The 15,713-nt window shown below is 54.6% G+C and carries 20 protein-coding genes; 14 read left to right on the plus strand and 6 right to left on the minus strand.

Going from position 1 to position 15,713, the window contains the following annotated elements; translation table 11 throughout:
- The first annotated feature begins 1 nt into the window (after position 1).
- The 11 genes from C816_RS21945 (at position 2) to C816_RS14300 (ending at position 8,505) form a co-directional block, all read left to right on the plus strand.
- Complete coding sequence (locus C816_RS21945) at positions 2–880, plus strand: phage tail protein (RefSeq protein ID WP_016323104.1); 879 nt, start codon at positions 2–4, stop codon at positions 878–880.
- Positions 874–1,146 (plus strand): hypothetical protein, encoded by a 273-nt coding sequence (locus C816_RS23785; protein WP_016323105.1) that lies wholly within the window; start codon positions 874–876, stop codon positions 1,144–1,146. Before C816_RS21945 ends, C816_RS23785 begins: the two co-directional genes overlap by 7 nt.
- On the plus strand, positions 1,101–1,529 hold the full coding sequence (locus C816_RS14260; RefSeq protein ID WP_016323106.1) for a four helix bundle protein: 429 nt from the start codon (positions 1,101–1,103) through the stop codon (positions 1,527–1,529). The genes C816_RS23785 and C816_RS14260 overlap by 46 nt, the downstream gene beginning before the upstream one ends.
- A gap of 368 nt (positions 1,530–1,897) precedes the next feature.
- Positions 1,898–3,016 carry an RNA-directed DNA polymerase gene (locus C816_RS14265; RefSeq protein WP_016323107.1) on the plus strand — a complete coding sequence of 373 codons (1,119 nt, stop codon included), beginning with the start codon at positions 1,898–1,900 and terminating at the stop codon, positions 3,014–3,016.
- The gene (locus C816_RS14270) at positions 3,016–4,734 is read left to right on the plus strand and encodes a DUF6273 domain-containing protein (protein WP_016323108.1); all 1,719 of its coding nucleotides are present in this window, start codon (positions 3,016–3,018) and stop codon (positions 4,732–4,734) included. The genes C816_RS14265 and C816_RS14270 overlap by 1 nt, the downstream gene beginning before the upstream one ends.
- Positions 4,731–5,219, plus strand: coding sequence for a DUF4376 domain-containing protein (locus tag C816_RS14275; protein ID WP_016323109.1), 489 nt, complete (start codon positions 4,731–4,733; stop codon positions 5,217–5,219). The genes C816_RS14270 and C816_RS14275 overlap by 4 nt, the downstream gene beginning before the upstream one ends.
- Complete coding sequence (locus C816_RS14280; RefSeq protein WP_016323110.1) at positions 5,216–5,692, plus strand: putative ABC transporter permease; 477 nt, start codon at positions 5,216–5,218, stop codon at positions 5,690–5,692. Before C816_RS14275 ends, C816_RS14280 begins: the two co-directional genes overlap by 4 nt.
- Before the next feature lie 6 nt (positions 5,693–5,698).
- Positions 5,699–6,007 carry a hypothetical protein gene (locus C816_RS14285; RefSeq protein WP_016323111.1) on the plus strand — a complete coding sequence of 103 codons (309 nt, stop codon included), beginning with the start codon at positions 5,699–5,701 and terminating at the stop codon, positions 6,005–6,007.
- A gap of 17 nt (positions 6,008–6,024) precedes the next feature.
- Positions 6,025–6,423 (plus strand): hypothetical protein, encoded by a 399-nt coding sequence (locus C816_RS14290; protein WP_016323112.1) that lies wholly within the window; start codon positions 6,025–6,027, stop codon positions 6,421–6,423.
- Between the two features lie 10 nt (positions 6,424–6,433).
- Positions 6,434–8,068, plus strand: coding sequence for a glycoside hydrolase family 73 protein (locus C816_RS21950; protein WP_016323113.1), 1,635 nt, complete (start codon positions 6,434–6,436; stop codon positions 8,066–8,068).
- Between the two features lie 14 nt (positions 8,069–8,082).
- On the plus strand, positions 8,083–8,505 hold the full coding sequence (locus tag C816_RS14300) for a hypothetical protein (RefSeq protein WP_016323114.1): 423 nt from the start codon (positions 8,083–8,085) through the stop codon (positions 8,503–8,505).
- Between the two features lie 392 nt (positions 8,506–8,897).
- On the opposite strand, the gene C816_RS25360 is transcribed toward C816_RS14300, so the two are convergent.
- The 4 genes from C816_RS25360 to C816_RS14320 form a co-directional block, all read right to left on the minus strand.
- Positions 8,898–9,023: a hypothetical protein gene (locus C816_RS25360; protein WP_016323115.1), complete on the minus strand. Its 126-nt coding sequence runs from the start codon at positions 9,021–9,023 to the stop codon at positions 8,898–8,900.
- A 136-nt stretch (positions 9,024–9,159) separates the two neighbouring features.
- Positions 9,160–9,459, minus strand: a complete 300-nt coding sequence (locus tag C816_RS14310) for a hypothetical protein (protein WP_016323116.1) — start codon at positions 9,457–9,459, stop codon at positions 9,160–9,162.
- Between the two features lie 217 nt (positions 9,460–9,676).
- Positions 9,677–10,138 (minus strand): hypothetical protein, encoded by a 462-nt coding sequence (locus tag C816_RS14315; RefSeq protein WP_207636932.1) that lies wholly within the window; start codon positions 10,136–10,138, stop codon positions 9,677–9,679.
- Between the two features lie 46 nt (positions 10,139–10,184).
- On the minus strand, positions 10,185–10,760 hold the full coding sequence (locus tag C816_RS14320) for a hypothetical protein (RefSeq protein WP_016323118.1): 576 nt from the start codon (positions 10,758–10,760) through the stop codon (positions 10,185–10,187).
- Positions 10,761–11,259: 499 nt separating this feature from the next.
- Here C816_RS14320 and C816_RS14330 point away from each other — a divergent pair, with 499 nt between their 5' ends.
- Positions 11,260–11,544 carry a hypothetical protein gene (locus C816_RS14330; protein WP_016323120.1) on the plus strand — a complete coding sequence of 95 codons (285 nt, stop codon included), beginning with the start codon at positions 11,260–11,262 and terminating at the stop codon, positions 11,542–11,544.
- 46 nt (positions 11,545–11,590) lie between these two features.
- On the opposite strand, the gene C816_RS14335 is transcribed toward C816_RS14330, so the two are convergent.
- Entirely contained in the window at positions 11,591–12,301 is a 711-nt protein-coding gene (locus tag C816_RS14335) for a hypothetical protein (protein WP_016323121.1), read from the minus strand.
- Positions 12,302–12,467: 166 nt separating this feature from the next.
- On the opposite strand from C816_RS14335, the gene C816_RS14340 reads away from it, so the two are divergent.
- Together C816_RS14340 and C816_RS14345 are read left to right on the plus strand one after the other, a co-directional pair.
- Positions 12,468–12,710, plus strand: coding sequence for a helix-turn-helix domain-containing protein (locus tag C816_RS14340; RefSeq protein WP_016323122.1), 243 nt, complete (start codon positions 12,468–12,470; stop codon positions 12,708–12,710).
- A 115-nt stretch (positions 12,711–12,825) separates the two neighbouring features.
- Positions 12,826–13,869 (plus strand): IS30 family transposase, encoded by a 1,044-nt coding sequence (locus C816_RS14345; RefSeq protein WP_016323123.1) that lies wholly within the window; start codon positions 12,826–12,828, stop codon positions 13,867–13,869.
- 449 nt (positions 13,870–14,318) lie between these two features.
- Here the strand turns inward: C816_RS14345 and C816_RS14350 are convergent, their stop codons facing one another.
- Positions 14,319–15,680 (minus strand): MATE family efflux transporter, encoded by a 1,362-nt coding sequence (locus tag C816_RS14350; protein ID WP_016323124.1) that lies wholly within the window; start codon positions 15,678–15,680, stop codon positions 14,319–14,321.
- Positions 15,681–15,713: the final 33 nt, after the last annotated feature.

Consider the following 15,713-nt stretch of genomic DNA (forward strand, 5'->3'; position numbering starts at 1 on the left):
AATGCCTGATGAAAAGAAATTCGGAACCATTGTAACCGACCTTGGAACATTCCTGATTCGGGACGCGGTGCTGGAGGGGAAGCAAATCAATTTGACGACCCTTGCGGTGGGCGACGGCGGCGGCTACTACTACCAGCCCACGGCGGACATGACGGAATTGAAGAATGAGCGGTGGAGCGGGAAAGTCAACAGCGTAACCGTCAACCCGGATTCCCCGAACATCATTGACGTTCTGGCGGTGATCCCGTCGGACGTAGGCGGCTGGACTATCCGGGAAATGTGCGTAAAGGACGAAGAGGGAAACATGATTGCCGTTTGCAATACCCCGGACACGGAAAAGGTTATCATTACCAGCGGCGCGGCGGGAGAAATCGAAATGCTTATGCACATTGAGATTTCCAACACCGGCGCAATTACCTTTATCGTGGACCCTTACGCGATCACCGCGACGAAAAAGGATTTGCGGGAACACGATGAATCGCAGACGGCCCACAAGACCGCGTTTGACAAAAAGGCCGATTTAACCGACCTGAACAATCACGTCAACAACAGCGATATTCACGTAAGCCACGCAAATATGGAGAATATCAACACCGCTATTTCCGGCCTGATTGAACATAAAGAAGATACCGACGTACACATTACACCGGCAGACCGGGAAGCGTGGGCCGCGGGCGCGGCACAGGCGGCACAGGCGGCGGCGGACGCGGCGGCGGCGCTTGCCACGGTTGCAAGCCTTGAAAGCCGGGTTGCCCGCGTGGAGGACGGTATTTTTAACAATATCACCGGCAATCCGTATCTTGTGTCCTTTGATTCTCTGGACGGAATCGTTCTGACGAAGGGCATTTGGAACGCGGACAGGAAGCGGATTGAATGTTGACGGAATACGCGTGTACCCGGCGGGAATTATCCTGCCTGATCGGGAACCTGTTTACGGAAATAGAACCGCCTTGCGAACGGTGCGGGGCCGCTGACGTGCTGACGATCAGCGGGACCACCTACACCGGGAGCCGGGCGGTTCTTACCGTTACCGAACACGGGTTCACGTGGGAGGGCGACCCGGCGGAGGTTGAAGAAATCCGCGAAAGGCGGTGCTTACAATGGGGAATCCGCCCCGGAACGGGGAGCAAAACGAATTTATTTTAATCACAAAGGCGAAAGATTTAGTCAAGCACACGTTTTTAATGACGAATGACCGGCGATTTCCGAAAAAGTATCGGTTTACCGTCGTGAATCGCCTGCAAGACCTTGTGATTGATATTTTCCAGCACATACAGGAAGCGAACGAACTTGATCTATCCGACCCGCAGGAATTCAGGGAACGACGGTACGAACAGAAAAAGGCGCTTACAAAGTGTAAAACGGTTCTGTTTCTGATTGAAATTTCCTTTGAAAACAACCTGATTTCAAAAGCGCAATGCGAAGCATGGACAAATTACGTCGTCGAAGTAAAGCGGATGGCGGCAAGCTGGCGGAAGAAAGATCGGGAGCGGGTCACAACACAACGGAGAAGCGCGCCGCCCTACTAACGGGGCGGCGCTTTTCTTGGGGTATGCCTTGTAGCGTCGAATTCGTACAACGTCCGCAACGTCAATTCCTCCGGCGCGATGAACTGGAACAACGCGTACAACGGCAACAGGGGCGCGCGCCCGCTTTGGTGGAACACCGCGAACGAGTAAGCCGCAGGGCCGAAAGCAGAGGACCACTATCAAAGGAAGGTATATCCCGCCGCCGCGGTGAGAGAGCGGGGGTAAATACAAGATTGGTGAAGCAAGGCCCACGGGAACCGGCTTCCGCCACGCGGCGGGCGCGCCGCGTGGTCCGATGATGAAGCGTTGTCATGGCGCATTGCGCCCGCCGCAACGCTGATTCTATACACGGCAAGGAGTTTCCATTTATGGAGCAAATGAGCGATTTTCAAAGGGTGTACGATTTCGGGAACCTTTACGCGGCGTTCCTGAAAGCCCGCAAGGGAAAGCGCGGGAAACCCAGCGTTGCAAAGTTTGAAGCGAATTTGCTGGAGGCCCTTTCCCTTTTATCTGAATTGCTGAAAACCAAAACATACACCATGTCGGAATATTTCGTTTTCAAGGTGTATGAGCCGAAAGAACGCGTTGTAATGACAAACGCGTTCAAAGACAAGGTTGTTCAGCACTCTTTATGTGACAATGTTTTAGAACCCGCGTTTGCAAGCAGTTTCATTCGTGACAATTACGCTTCACAACGCGGGCGCGGGACCCATGACGGGCTTTACCGTTTGGAAAGCTTCATGCGGTCCTATTACTTTTCCAGAAAAGCACAGGCGGAGCAGGAAAGCCGGGAGGAGGGGTTGCCGCGGCTTTCGCCCGCCGAATACGCCGACGGATGGGTTTTGAAATGCGACATTTCAAAATATTTCTATTCGATTCGGCACGACCCATTAAAAAAGATGGTCTGGCGGTTCATAAAGGACCCGGACGTTTTGTGGCTGATCGACTTAATCATTGACAGCACGCCGGACCCCGGAATTCATATCGGGAACCAAACTTCACAATGGTTCGCGGTTATGTATCTGTCCGGGTTAGATCACTTCATCAAAGAAAAGCTAAAAATCAAGTGTTACGGGCGCTACATGGACGATTTCTTTTTGATACATGAGGACAAAGCATACTTGCAGTATTGCCGGAAAGAGATTGAAAAGTATGTTGCCGGGCTGGGGCTTTCTTTGAACAAGAAAACGAACATTTTCCCGTTGCGGAACGGTATTGATTTCCTTGGATTCCATACATATTTGACCGAAACGGGCAAGGTGATTCGGAAAGTTAGGAGGTCAAGCAAGAGCAATGAACAGAAAAAGTTAAAGAAACAACGGTATTTGCTGGATTCCGGGAAAATCACCTTGAAAAAGGTTGAACAATCTTACGGAAGCTGGCGGAGCCACGCAGAAAAAGGCAACTGTTATCACCTTATCCGGGAAATGGACGAACTTTACATGAACCTATTCCCGGAAATCTATTCAAAGGAGAGTGCGGCATAATGGCACAAGCACTTAGCACGCTGGCCGTCGGCGCGCTTGTCAAGGACACCGGCACGCTTTACAACGGCAAACCGATCATTTGGAAGATTGCCGACAAGAACCACGCGGGCTATCCCGCGAATTCCGTCACCCTGATTACGGAACGCATTATTTCGCTGAAATGCTTTGACGCTATCGAAGCGGGAAGCAGTGACAGCAACCGGCGTTCTTACGGCAACAACCGCTGGATTTACTCGAATATCCGGCAATGGCTGAACAGTCAAGCGGCGGCGGGTAAATGGTACAGCGCACAGCACAGCGCGGACGCGGCCCCCACGAATGCCAACGTATGGAGCAATTACAACGAATACGACGCGGAAGCGGGCTTTCTCGCGGGGTTCTCCGCGAATTTCCTTGCGGCCTTGCTGAACACCACGCACACCGTCGGCAAGGCAAGCGTGGACGGCGGCGGAACGGAAACTTGCGTTGACAAAATCTTTTTCATGTCCAGCACGGAAGCGGGCTTGACCGGCGACGTAACGTGCGGAAGCAAGCTGGCCTTGTTCACGAACGACGCTTCCCGGCAGGCAAAGCCGACGGCGGAATGTGTATCGAAAAGCGAGTACACGAACAGCAGTTTCAACGTCAATTCGGCGTGGTATTATTGGCTTTGCGACGCTTACGCGTCGAATTCGTCCGACGTCCGCGGCGTCAATTCCTCCGGCGCGTTGAACTGGAACTACGCGTACGGCGGCAGCGGGGGCGCGCGCCCGCTTTGTAATCTAAAATCTGAAATCTTGGTATCTGATAACCCGGATTCTGACGGCGCATATACAATCATCTGGAATCGTGCGCCGTCCGCCCCCGGAAGTATCAGCGTACCGGCGCAGATTTTGAGCGGGCAGAACGTTGCGGTTACGTGGGGAATTTCCACGGATGAAGATGGAAGCGTGTCCGGGTACATTTTGGAGCGGAAAACCAACGACGGAAGCTGGGGACAGGTTTACAAGGGAATCAACCGGACCTATACCGATACCGCCAGCGCGACATGGCAAACCGTCGCATACCGGGTCAAGGCATACGACAACAACGGCGCGGAATCCGCATACACCACCAGCCCGGCGCGGGCCGTTACCCACAATACGCCGCCCACGATCAGCGGGGCGAATACGAACCTTGGAGAGAAAACCGGGGCGTTTTCGCAGGCGTACACCGTCACCGATCAGGACAGCGGGCAAACGCTGACCGTAACGGAAAAAATCGACGGGACCGTAAAGCGGACCTATACCGCCACAAGCGGCAAAGAATATTCGTTCAGCCTGACGGCGGCGGAATGGGTGAAGCTTGCTAACGGGTCCCACACGCTGACGATCACCGCAGACGACGGGACCGGCGGGACCGCTGACCGGACATACACGTTCAGCAAGAACGTTTCGGAAATCGAATTTCAGCTTGCGACCCCGCTTGCGACCGACGACGCGGTTACAAAGGCGATCATGAGCGTTGCCCGGCAGATTCCCGCAGGGGCCGAATTTACCGTTGAAGCCTGCAACAACGGCAACGACGCTTCCCCCACGTGGGAGGACGTGACGCAGGCCGTCAACAGCGGAAGCAAATTCTTTTTCAGCAACACCACAAAGACCGCCGCCGAATGGGGCTTTAACTTCCGTATCAAGGTAAAGCGGAACGAGGCCGTCGGCGACTGTTTTATTTCGTCGGTAGGGGGGAACTTTGAATGATTCAGCACAGAGAGGACAGTATCCGGGGAATGCGGCTGGAGCGGCTGGGAATCCAGCCGCCCGCCGACTGGAACGACGTTGAACAGGTCCGCGCCGTGAAGAAACAGGAGATCGGCGCGGAGTGTTCCGCGGCGATTTACGCCGGGGTTGACGTGGGCGGGTCCCATTACAGCCTGACCGAACACGACCAAACAGAACTGATGGCACAAGCGCAGACGGTAAAGGAGGGGGCCGCGGCGGTCCCTTACCACGCCGACGGGGAACTTTGCCGTATGTATCCGGCGGAGGAATTCACCGCGCTGGCGCAGGCGGCGACGGCCCACGTGTTTTATCACCGGACCTATTGCAACCATGTAAACGCGTGGATTTCGCGGGCCGACCTTGCCGAACTGGATTCCATCAAGTACGGCGCAGAACTGCCCGCGGACCTGAAAAAGAGCATGGCGGCGATCATTGCCGCGGCGGGAGGGGGCGACGGCGCATGAAACGCGTTTTGACCCTTTGGGCGCTTTTAGGGGCGGCTTACGTCGCCCTTGAAACCATGTTCCGCGGCTATTCCCACCCGTCCATGCTGATTGTCGGCGGGCTTTGCGGGGTCCTTGTGGGGGCAATCAATCAGCGGCCCGGATTCTTCCGCGCCCCGGTTATCGTGCAAGCGGTGATCGGGGCGCTGATCGTGCTTGCCGTGGAATTCGTTTCGGGGTGCGTCCTGAACCTTTGGCTGGGGCTGGGGGTTTGGGACTATACAAATCAGCCGGGGAACGTGCTGGGGCAGATTTGCCCGGCGTTCGGCCTTTTGTGGTTCTTTATTATGCCCTTTGCGATTTGGGCGGAGGATACGGCCAGCTGGCTGATTTGGGCGTATGAATGCGCCGTGTTCGGGAAAAGCGGGGAACCGCCTGACCCGGCCCCGTATTCCCTGAAAAGCGTGTATAAAGATTTCTTTTGCGGGAGGTAAACGACCATGAACGAACTTTTGCCGGTTATCAGCGTGATTTCTACGGTTTGCGCTATCGTGTTCGGGTATGCGGCTTTTAACAGGAACAAGCACGCGGACACGGCGGACGAAGCAAAGAACGACGCAACCGTTCTTACAGAAATTGGGTACATCAAGGCCAACACGGACGAAATCAAGGCGGAGCAAAAAGAACAGCGGCGGACGAATACGGAAATCATTTCCCGCCTGACCGCCGTTGAAGAATCCGCAAAGCAGGCCCACAAGCGGCTGGACCGTCTGGACGAAATCACGGACCACAAGAACGACCCGGATTGACGGAAAGGCGGTGCGGCATGGGCTATCTATTCAGCGTTGCCGCCGGGCTGATCGGCGGAGTTGCCGCCGTGGTGCTGATTGAGCGGCGGCGGAGCAATAAGCGCCGCAGGACGCGGAGCCGGGCCGCGAACGCCGCAGGGGATGAAAAGAGGACCGCCGGAAAGATCGAGTTTTCAAAACTCTTTCTTTCGGCGGTCCTCTTGACCTATTTTGCCGGGTTCGGGCTGGGCTTTTGGGCGGTGACAATCGACATTTCGCAATTAGGGGTTTTCCTTGCGTATATCGGAACGCCGACGGCGGTTGCAATCGGCTTTTATTCGTGGAAAGCAAAGGCCGAAAACGTCGTGAAGATCAAAAAGGCAAACCCGGAAGAAACCGACGGAATCCCCGTTGACCTGAACAATATTCAGCCATAGGAGGGCAACAATGGCAATCACAAAGGAACATCAAGACTTCATCGAGCGGGTGGGCGCGCTTGCCGCCGCAGACATGGAGAAAAGCGGCGTTCTTGCGTCGCTGACAATCGCGCAGGCGATTCTTGAAAGCGGCTGGGGGAAATCCGGCCTGACCGTCAAGGCAAACGCCCTTTTCGGTATCAAGGCCGGTAAAAGCTGGAAAGGCAAGGTTTACAGCGCGCAAACAAAAGAATGTTACGACGGCGCGACATTTACCACGATCACGGCGCTTTTTCGCGCCTACGATAGCTGGGCGGAGAGCGTCGCCGATCATTCGGCTTTGCTGACCGGCGCGGCCCGGTATAAAGCCGTTATCGGGGAGCGGGACTATAAAGCGGCTTGCAGAGCGATCAAGGCGGCGGGCTACGCCACAGACCCGCAATACGCGGAAAAGCTGATTCAGATTATAGAATCTTACAGTCTGACCGCATACGACGGCGCAGGGAGCGCCACAGCGCCCGCAGGACGGCCCGGAGCGTCCGGCGGGTCAAATGACACGGGCGGGGCTGGAAGCCCCGCAGACGGGAAAGGAACGGGGAAAATGAACGCTTCTGAATTCATCAAGAAATTGCAGGACGTTGTGAACAATCACGCGACCCTGTACGTTATGGGGTGCTTTGGTGCGCCCCTGACCGGCGCGAACGTGTCCCGGTATTGCGAGAATCACAGCTATAACAAGAATCCTGCAAGAACCGCAATGATTAAAGCCGCGGCAAACAAAAACCCGCCCGTTTTCGGGTTCGATTGCGTTTGCTTAATCAAGGGGATTCTTTGGGGATGGACCGGCGACGCGTCCAAAACCTACGGCGGCGCAAAATACAAGGAAAACGGCGTGCCTGATATTGGGGCCGACGGCATGATTAAAGTTTGCAAGGACGTTTCAACCGATTTCAGGAAGATCGTTCCGGGGGAAGCTGTCTGGCTGAAAGGTCATATCGGCGTTTACATCGGCGGCGGAAAGGTGATCGAATGTTCGCCCGCTTTCCTGAACCGTGTTCAAGTGACGGCGTGCCTGAATATCGGAGAAATTGCCGGTATGAATGGGCGGGAATGGACGAAACACGGAAAGTTGCCGTATATCACCTATGACATGGCGGTGGAAACGCCCGCAGGGAGCGCCACAGCGCCCGCAGGACGGCCCGGAGCGTCCGGGGGGTCCTCCGATACCTCCGCGGCGCTGGCGTTCAGCGTGGGCGACGTGGTGCGGTTTACGGGGGCGAAACACTACACCAGCGCAAACGCGGCGACCGGCCCCGCCTGCAAGCCGGGAACGGCAAGGGTGATCGGGACATATAAAGGGAAACACCCTTACCAGCTTAAAGCGGAACCCGGTGGCGGGTCCACGGTTTACGGCTGGGTTGACGCGGCGGACGTGCAAGCCATCGGCGGAACCTCCGCCGGGAGCGGGACCACGGCGGCGAAAATGCGCGTCGGTGCGCGGGTCCAGTATTCCGGCCACCTGTACCGGGACAGCAACGGGAACGGGCAGGGAAAGACCGTGAACGGCACGTTCACGGTTAAATATTACTATCCGGGCCGCAAATGCGGCGTACATATTGACGGGCTGGGCTGGGTCCTTGAATCCGCCTGTTCCGTTATTGGCTGAAAGGAGAAAGTGACATGAAGATTATTGCGTTTCTGCTGGCAAATTGGGACAGCGTGCTGGTTGTCCTTACGTTCCTTGCCCTGATCGTCGTTCTTGTCAAGCGCGGCGAAACGGCGGTTTTGAAAAAGATTCTTTTCGGCCTTGTGACGAAGGCTGAAAAGGAATTCGGCGGCGGAACCGGCAAACTTAAACTTGCCGCCGTGTCTGACTGGATTTATCAGAGAATCCCCGCCGTGCTGAAACTGCTTTTCAGCCAAAAGGATATTGAAAGATTGATCGAAAGCGCGCTGGAGGAAGCAAAAAAGGCGTGGGGGACGAACGGAAATCTTGCGGCGTACATCGAACCGGAATACGTCGTTCGCCTGACCCCGCAGGAAGCGGACGAAATCGCCGCAAAGCTGAACGCCGAACCCGGAACCATTTTGCCGGGAACCTGAAATAAACTTGTCCGATTCGGACAGAATGAAAGCCCGCCGGGATTCGCCCCGGCGGGCTTTTTGTGTTGGCGGGTCAAGCGTCGTCTTTCCGAATATCGGGGAATTCGGAAAGAAGTTCGGTATAGGTTTCGCAATGGATAACGTGCGTTCCATCGACACCGTGAACCCACCCGTCATTTAGATTACACCACACGCCATCTTCATCTTTGTAAACTTCTTTGATTGCGGGTTGATACTTTTTCGGAATCTTGAACATAATTATAAGCCCTTTCTTTCTGCAAGCCTTGATTTTTTCACACTACCCTGTTATTATCAAGGTGGCCGGAGTAAGGCTTCCGGCCTACCTTTTGCGCTGGGATAGCGGGAACCTTGACCGGGGCCGCTATCCCTTTTTACTTGCTTTTCTTGTCCCTGACAAGATCAGCGGCTTCCTTAACCGTTGTCGCCTTTGCTTCAATAAGCTGGGCGAGGGTTTCAAGGAAAGCGTCGAATTCGGCGTTTGTCATGCCCTCTTCCATTACCTCACTTCCTTTCGTAAAGGGTTGTTCCCTTGCCTTACAAGAATTATTATATACTAACGTTAGTATAATGTCAAGAGAAATCCAGAATTTTTTGAAAAAATTTGCGCCGGACGAAGCCGCCCGGCGCTGAATGCTACTTGTGGGAACCCTGATTGTAGCGGTCCCACAAATCGGAGAGAATGCGCGCTTCCTGTTCGCGGGTATCAGGAATCGTATAGTCAAAGCCGATCTTGCCGCCGCTCTTGAATTTGTGAATCGTGAAGTGCCACCAGCCGTCGGGAAGGGCGATTTCCATTACAAGGGAATCACCACCGGCCCGAACAAGCATTGTCGAAATATAATCTTCAAGCCAACGGACGGTGACTTTTTGACGGTTAAAGAATCCGTCAACAGAAAGAGAATGAAGCTGGGAAGCGGTTTCGCGTAAGGTCATAAGAAGAACCCCCTATAAAGATATTCCGTGTCGGTCCCCTTTTCGTGTCGGCCCGTAAGGTTGGCCGTTGCCGAACTTTACGCCCCGGCAACCGGGCGGCTTGTGCTTCCCTCTTTCTGTCTATTATTATATACTAACGTTAGTATAAAGTCAAGGGGTTTTCAAAAAGTTTTTCAAAAAAATTTCCGCGCCGGGCGGTGTGGACCCGGCGCGGCGGTCAATCTTGCTTCATGCGAATATTTTTGAAGCGGGCTTTTGTTTCCTTTTGAATTTCGCTGATTCTGTACGGGATAAGATCGTTCAGAATAAAGTTTTTTTCCTCTTCAAATTCCGATTGCGTGCGGACGCGCCAAAAACCGGGCTTGTCGGGGTCCTCTATACGCTGAAAACAGCCGTCGGCCTCCGCTTCCTCCGGGGTTTGCCAGCGGGTCCATTTTTCGCGCATATCATTGAAAGATTTTATGCGGTCCGCCTGTTTCTTTAGGGCTTTTGCGCCGTATTGGGAAAGGTTGGTTTTCTTCACAAGCTTATTAAAGCAATCGACCCCGCATTTCAGGGAAAAACCGTCGTCAAAATGAAAGACAAAGACGTTCCGAATATATGTGCCGCAATGTTCGCAACGAATACCCTGATTCTTTGGAAGTGTATAGCAATCAATCCACATTTCATAAACCACCATTGATAATTGATAGAGGGGCGGCGGGAGCCGCCGCCCCGGTAAAGTATCAGCAGACGAACACGCCCAGCGGGGAACCGTTCGCGGAGCGCCAGCCGCGGCGGTGAATGTCGGACAGGCGGACCCGTTCGGGACGGTCCCGGCGGTTGTCCCAGCGAATCAGGGCATACACGCCGCCGCGGATAACTACGCCGTCGGGAACGTCGATGAAACCGACGACCGTTCCGCTTTCGATGGGGAAGCAAGCGCCGCAATTCCGTTCGACGGATTGACCGATCATCACGATCACGGAACCGTCGTCGGCGGGCTGTGAGATTGTCACGACTTTGGAGGGGGCCGCGTCCTCCGCGACGGGAGCGGGAGCGGCGGCAGTTTCCTCCGCGGCGGCGGGGGCTTCCTCCGCCTGAATCTCACGTTCGGCCCGGAAAATGGGGGCCATGCTGTACCGATCAGGCTGGATATATTCGCCGGAATCATCAACCCGGATTTTAGAACGCCGGGATTCGCCCATATACTCATAAGTAACGGTTTTAGCGGTGCGCCCGGTGATCTTGATGGTGAAAACGCAATCGTGATTGTAAATGCTACGGGAATAATATTCCTTGCCGATTTCAAAAGTGTTCATGTGATTACCTCCATATATTAAACGAATTGTTGAAGCTACCTTGTGCCGTGTCGGCCCCCTTTTCGTGTTGGTCCGTAAGGTTGACCCCCGCCGTATTCTTAACGCCCAGGCAGGTGGGCGGCTTGTGTTTCCCTCTTTCTGATTATGATTATATACTAACGTTAGTATAAACACAAGATAGGAAATTGCACAAATATACTAACGTTAGTATGTGTAATTTTTATACTTGCGTTAGTATAAAAAGCGTGTTATAATGGAGGGCGGAAACGGAGGTGGCAAAAATGCCCGGAAAATATGAAACTCCGCGGGGGAAAGCCGCGACAGACGCAAAGCGCCGGTATTACGAAAAAAGCTATGATCGAATTTATCCGGCGGTCAAGAAAGGAAAAAAGGAACTCTATATTGCCGCGGCGACAGCGGCGGGAATGTCCTTGAATGAGTGGGTCGAAAAGACGCTTGACGCGGCGGCGGGAATCGGGGAAAATTGGGGGGAACAGGCGTGAACGAATGCAAAGTGACCTTTCACCCGGCTTTCGTGGAAGCTGTAAAAGACGCGGCGGAACTGGAAGAAGAGCGAACACGGCTTCAAACGGTTATGGAAAATGGCACGTTCGAGCGGGTCCGGGAAATCATAGAAGCGCAACCGGCAAGGAAGCGGGCCGCGTTCTATGGGACCATTTACGAAGCGACGTGCGCCGGACAGGACTTTTCCCGCGTGGAATCATTGCAGGATATAGCGGATATATACGCCCGCTTTATTATCGGGCGGGCGTTTGAATCGTAAAAAGAAGCGGCGGGCGCAATGCCCGCCGCTTCTTCCGTATGTAAGATCATTCGACCGGTTCGTAAGTATAACCGCCGCTTTCGTCAAGCGTGATCGTTCCGGCGACTTCCAGAATTCCGCCGTCCGCGTCCTGTTTTCCATATTGGGCGACGTAGTACATGGAGCCGGGGAAGCAAATCCCCGTTCCGTCGTCGCAGACAATCGCCACCCAGTTATAACCGCTATCTTTTACAACAGTTTCGGCGAAATCTTTGTATTGTTCCGCCGTAACAGTTTCAAGCTGGCCTTTGCTGATTTCAATAAACGCATATTCGCCGATTTTTTCGCCGGTCCCGCTTTCAACGCCTTTCACGATCAGGGCGCAGGCCGTCAAGGGGTTGTCGTCGGCGGGAACGGCGGGGGCCGGGTACAACGTTTCGCCGCCCTTGTCCACGCGGTCAACAACGCCGTTCGTGTAATATACGTCATATGTGCTGAACCCGCTGGAAACGGTGCAATGTCCGTCGTCGCCCTGCTTGCGGGTCACGTTGGAAACCTTGCTGTCCATGCCGCAGGAAACGAGGACAAGAAAAACGTCGTCGGCCTGTTCGGGGGTGATTGCCATACCGGAAGCAAGGGGCGATTGAGAATCCCGGTAAAAATCGTATTCGGCGGACAATTCGCCGGATTTGGGAGTGTCATAATCGACCACCGCGCCGCAGGCGGCAAGGGATAAAACCAGCGCCGCCAAAAGGAAAAGGGAAAGAAACTGCTTCATGTGGAATCCTCCGTTCCGCCGCCCATTGACAGCGGGCGGCATTTTTGTTTTTTGAGGCCGGACCGCCAGGACCGCTGGCGTTCTGACCTTTAACACAATTATTGCTGGAATGCGTGCTAATGTCAAGAATGAATCTGAACTTTAACACACATCGGAGGGGCAACAAATGAAAATTTATGATTACAAGGGGCGGAAGAACCTTTGCGGCGACCGGGTGAGGGAAGCGCGCGCCAGAACAAAAATCACACAAGCGGACCTTGCGGCCCGTCTGCAAGTGGCGGGGGTTATCATGGAGCGGGACAGCATTTCAAGAATTGAGATCGGAACGCGATTTGTGACAGATTATGAACTTTCGGTGCTTTCAGACGTGCTGGGCGTTTCCGTCGAATGGTTACTAATGCGCGAATAATCAGAATTTATACTTGCGTTAGTATAGGCAAAATGTTATACTTTCCATGTCGAAAAAACAGGAACCCGCCCTTGCTTTGCGGCGGGGCGGGTTCTGCTGTCATGGAGGGTATATTATGGGACATTGCTTTAGTCACCTGACAAAAACGGACAGATACAAACTTGAAGCCGCGTTGCTGGCCGGGGAGAAGCCGCAGGCAATAGCGGACAGATTACACGTACATATAAGTACGATCTATCGGGAGAAGAAACGCGCCCGTATGATTCACCGCAATTCGGACTGGACGGAAGAGGAGCGGTACAACCCGGACGAAGCGGAACGGAAGTATCAGGAGAATTTGCGGCGGAAGGGCGCTGGCCTGAAAATCGGGAACGACCGCGAACTTGCGGACTATCTGGAAAAGAAGGTGCTGGAGGACGGATATTCCCCCGCCGCCGCGCTTGCGTCGATCAAGCTGGAGGAAAAGACGTTTTCAACCTCTATTTGCGTAAGCACGTTTTACAGTTACATAACAAAGGGCGTTTTCCGCTTTCTGACAAATGCAGACTTGCCGGAAAAGCCGAAAAGGAAACGGACCTATAAAAAAGTTAAGACCATGAAGCGACCGCCGCGGGGGGACAGTATCGAAAAGCGTCCGGCGGAGGTTGACACGCGGGAAACGTTCGGGCATTGGGAGGGGGACACGGTTTACAGCAAAAAGGACGGGTCAAAGGCCCTGTTCGTCTTAACAGAGCGGTTGACCCGCCGGGAAATCATTATGCGGATAAAAGACAGAACCGCAGAAAGCGTGATAAAGGCGTTGGACCGTATCGAGCGGAAATACGGGCCGGTTCTGTTCAGGAAGATTTTTCAGACAATCACCGTTGACAATGGTGGCGAATTTGCCGACGTGGACCGGCTGGAGCGGTCCGCCCTCCGAAAGACTTTGAACCGGACAAAGGTTTATTTCTGCCACCCGTATTCGTCCTATGAACGCGGGTCAAATGAATGTCAAAATAAAATGATTCGGCGATCATTCCCAAAGGGAACCGATTTCGGCAATGTGACCGACGCGGAGGTTGTACAGGCCGAACAATGGATGAACAATTATCCGCGTAAAATATTGGGCTGGAAAACGTCTGAAATGCTATTCAGGGAGTGCGTCGCCGCCCTGATTTGACACGCTCAAAAATTTTTTATATTTTTTTCGCATTTACTCTTGACATTTCCAATCTCAGATAAATACACGGACTTGAGTGTGAAATGCATCGAGTCTCTGGCTATGCCTCACTGGAGAAGTTGACGGCAAAGAATCTTCGGAGAGTATGGAAGGGAGCGGGGACAGAAGGAGTTTTCTGACGACACAGGGACGGGGCATACGCAGCCCCCCTCGTATTCCGTCTGTATGCGAAACGCATATTTGTTAACCATATACGCAGGTGATCTGTCAAATGGGCATAGGCCGCCAAAAGTTTGGCGGCCTATGCCATAGTTGCAGAGAGGAGGTCGTTTCCCCGAGGGGGATCTTTCAGATAAGAGTCATGCCTGTTGCTGCGCGGGAGATACGGCATACGTTTGGGCGCGATAGGGATGTGTTTCCGTAAAGCGGTTTAACGCGGTCTGAGCGGTTTAACGCGGTTCGGAAGGACAGACGCTTTTGCGATGATTCTCAGTTAACTGCTGCTTGGCCCAAGTACCCTGCCGATAGCGGATGACAGAGATGAGGCAGGCGATGATCCAGGCGGGAGGGCTGCTCAGATAAATGGAGCGGAAGGACAATGCGGTGAGGGAGAGGAGCTTCGCACCCGCCAGTCGAAGAACCAGATCCGTGAAGCTGGAGACCACCGGGATTTGGACATCCCCCGCTCCCTGGAGGGCTCCGTTGATGACTTGCTGCACTGTGAAGACTGGGAGGAGAATACACATTACGTCCAGATGTTCGGTCCCCCGCAGGAGGGCGTCGGCCGTGATGTTGTAGAAGCCCAGAATACGCCGGTCGAACATGAGCATTCCGGTTCCCAGAATCAGGGCTGCGCCCAAGGTTATGGCCAGAGCGGCCCGGCAGCCCTTCCGGGCACGCTCAATCTGCCCCGCGCCGATATTCTGTCCGACAAAGGACGCCAGGGCTGAGGCCATGCAGTTGACCGGGATGTGAATCAGCTCCTCGGTCTTGCCCATGGCCGCGAAGCCCTCGATGCTGGCGGGACCAAAGGAGTTGACCAGACGCTGGAGCAGCAGGAATCCGGCGGCCTGCAGGGTCATCTGCAGTGTTACCGGTCCGCTGAAGCGGAGGACCAGAGCCGGTTTTTCCCGCTGGGGCCTCCAATCCTGACGGGAGGGGCGGAGCTGGGGGAATTTTCTCAGGAGATAGAGCAGCGCGGCCAGCGCGGAACCGGCCTGCGAGACCGTTGAAGCCAGTGCGGCCCCGGCGGCGCCCATCCCCAGTCCTGCCACAAAGAACAGATCCAGCACCACATTGAGCATGGCGGCCACCAGCAGAAACAGCAGCGCGGCCCGGGAATCTCCAAAGGCCCGGGTGATGCCGTAAAAAATGTGGTAGAGCATCTGAAAGAGAAATCCAATGCTGTATATGGTCAGGTAGGCCGAGGCATCGGAGAGCATCTCCGGAGGGGTGTGGAGAAATCCCTGGAGCAGAGGGCGGGCGGACACAATGCACAGCAGAGTGACAGCGAGGCCGGCCGCTCCACCCAGCCACACCGAAGAGATTGCCGAGGAGCGGATATTCTCATGCTGCCTTGCCCCAAAGTACTGGGCGATGATGATGTTGGTCCCCGCCCCCATGCCGGAGGCTATGGAGCTGGCGATCCACAGGATCGGTCCGGGGACGCTGACAGCGCCCAGAGCCTGGGCGCTGACAAAGTTGCCCACTATGACGGCATCCGCGATGGAATAGGCCACCTGGAGCAGTTGGGCGCCCATCATGGGCAGCGCGAAGAACAGGAGCTGCCGCCACTCCCGTCCCTGTGTCATGTCGCGAACCGTGGAAGTCCCCCCTCTCTGTAA

Source organism: Oscillibacter sp. 1-3, assembly GCF_000403435.2.
In the GTDB taxonomy this organism is placed as follows: domain Bacteria; phylum Bacillota; class Clostridia; order Oscillospirales; family Oscillospiraceae; genus Oscillibacter.

What these genes read in the sequence shown, in the direction of transcription:
- C816_RS21945 (WP_016323104.1), top strand. Translation starts at nt 2, where the DNA reads ATGCCTGATGAAAAGAAATTCGGAACCATTGTAACCGACCTTGGAACA.
- C816_RS23785 (WP_016323105.1), top strand. Translation starts at nt 874, where the DNA reads ATGTTGACGGAATACGCGTGTACCCGGCGGGAATTATCCTGCCTGATC.
- C816_RS14260 (WP_016323106.1), top strand. Translation starts at nt 1,101, where the DNA reads ATGGGGAATCCGCCCCGGAACGGGGAGCAAAACGAATTTATTTTAATC.
- C816_RS14265 (WP_016323107.1), top strand. Translation starts at nt 1,898, where the DNA reads ATGGAGCAAATGAGCGATTTTCAAAGGGTGTACGATTTCGGGAACCTT.
- C816_RS14270 (WP_016323108.1), top strand. Translation starts at nt 3,016, where the DNA reads ATGGCACAAGCACTTAGCACGCTGGCCGTCGGCGCGCTTGTCAAGGAC.
- C816_RS14275 (WP_016323109.1), top strand. Translation starts at nt 4,731, where the DNA reads ATGATTCAGCACAGAGAGGACAGTATCCGGGGAATGCGGCTGGAGCGG.
- C816_RS14280 (WP_016323110.1), top strand. Translation starts at nt 5,216, where the DNA reads ATGAAACGCGTTTTGACCCTTTGGGCGCTTTTAGGGGCGGCTTACGTC.
- C816_RS14285 (WP_016323111.1), top strand. Translation starts at nt 5,699, where the DNA reads ATGAACGAACTTTTGCCGGTTATCAGCGTGATTTCTACGGTTTGCGCT.
- C816_RS14290 (WP_016323112.1), top strand. Translation starts at nt 6,025, where the DNA reads ATGGGCTATCTATTCAGCGTTGCCGCCGGGCTGATCGGCGGAGTTGCC.
- C816_RS21950 (WP_016323113.1), top strand. Translation starts at nt 6,434, where the DNA reads ATGGCAATCACAAAGGAACATCAAGACTTCATCGAGCGGGTGGGCGCG.
- C816_RS14300 (WP_016323114.1), top strand. Translation starts at nt 8,083, where the DNA reads ATGAAGATTATTGCGTTTCTGCTGGCAAATTGGGACAGCGTGCTGGTT.
- C816_RS25360 (WP_016323115.1), bottom strand. Translation starts at nt 9,023, where the DNA reads ATGGAAGAGGGCATGACAAACGCCGAATTCGACGCTTTCCTTGAAACC.
- C816_RS14310 (WP_016323116.1), bottom strand. Translation starts at nt 9,459, where the DNA reads ATGACCTTACGCGAAACCGCTTCCCAGCTTCATTCTCTTTCTGTTGAC.
- C816_RS14315 (WP_207636932.1), bottom strand. Translation starts at nt 10,138, where the DNA reads ATGGTGGTTTATGAAATGTGGATTGATTGCTATACACTTCCAAAGAAT.
- C816_RS14320 (WP_016323118.1), bottom strand. Translation starts at nt 10,760, where the DNA reads ATGAACACTTTTGAAATCGGCAAGGAATATTATTCCCGTAGCATTTAC.
- C816_RS14335 (WP_016323121.1), bottom strand. Translation starts at nt 12,301, where the DNA reads ATGAAGCAGTTTCTTTCCCTTTTCCTTTTGGCGGCGCTGGTTTTATCC.
- C816_RS14340 (WP_016323122.1), top strand. Translation starts at nt 12,468, where the DNA reads ATGAAAATTTATGATTACAAGGGGCGGAAGAACCTTTGCGGCGACCGG.
- C816_RS14345 (WP_016323123.1), top strand. Translation starts at nt 12,826, where the DNA reads ATGGGACATTGCTTTAGTCACCTGACAAAAACGGACAGATACAAACTT.
- C816_RS14350 (WP_016323124.1), bottom strand. Translation starts at nt 15,680, where the DNA reads ATGACACAGGGACGGGAGTGGCGGCAGCTCCTGTTCTTCGCGCTGCCC.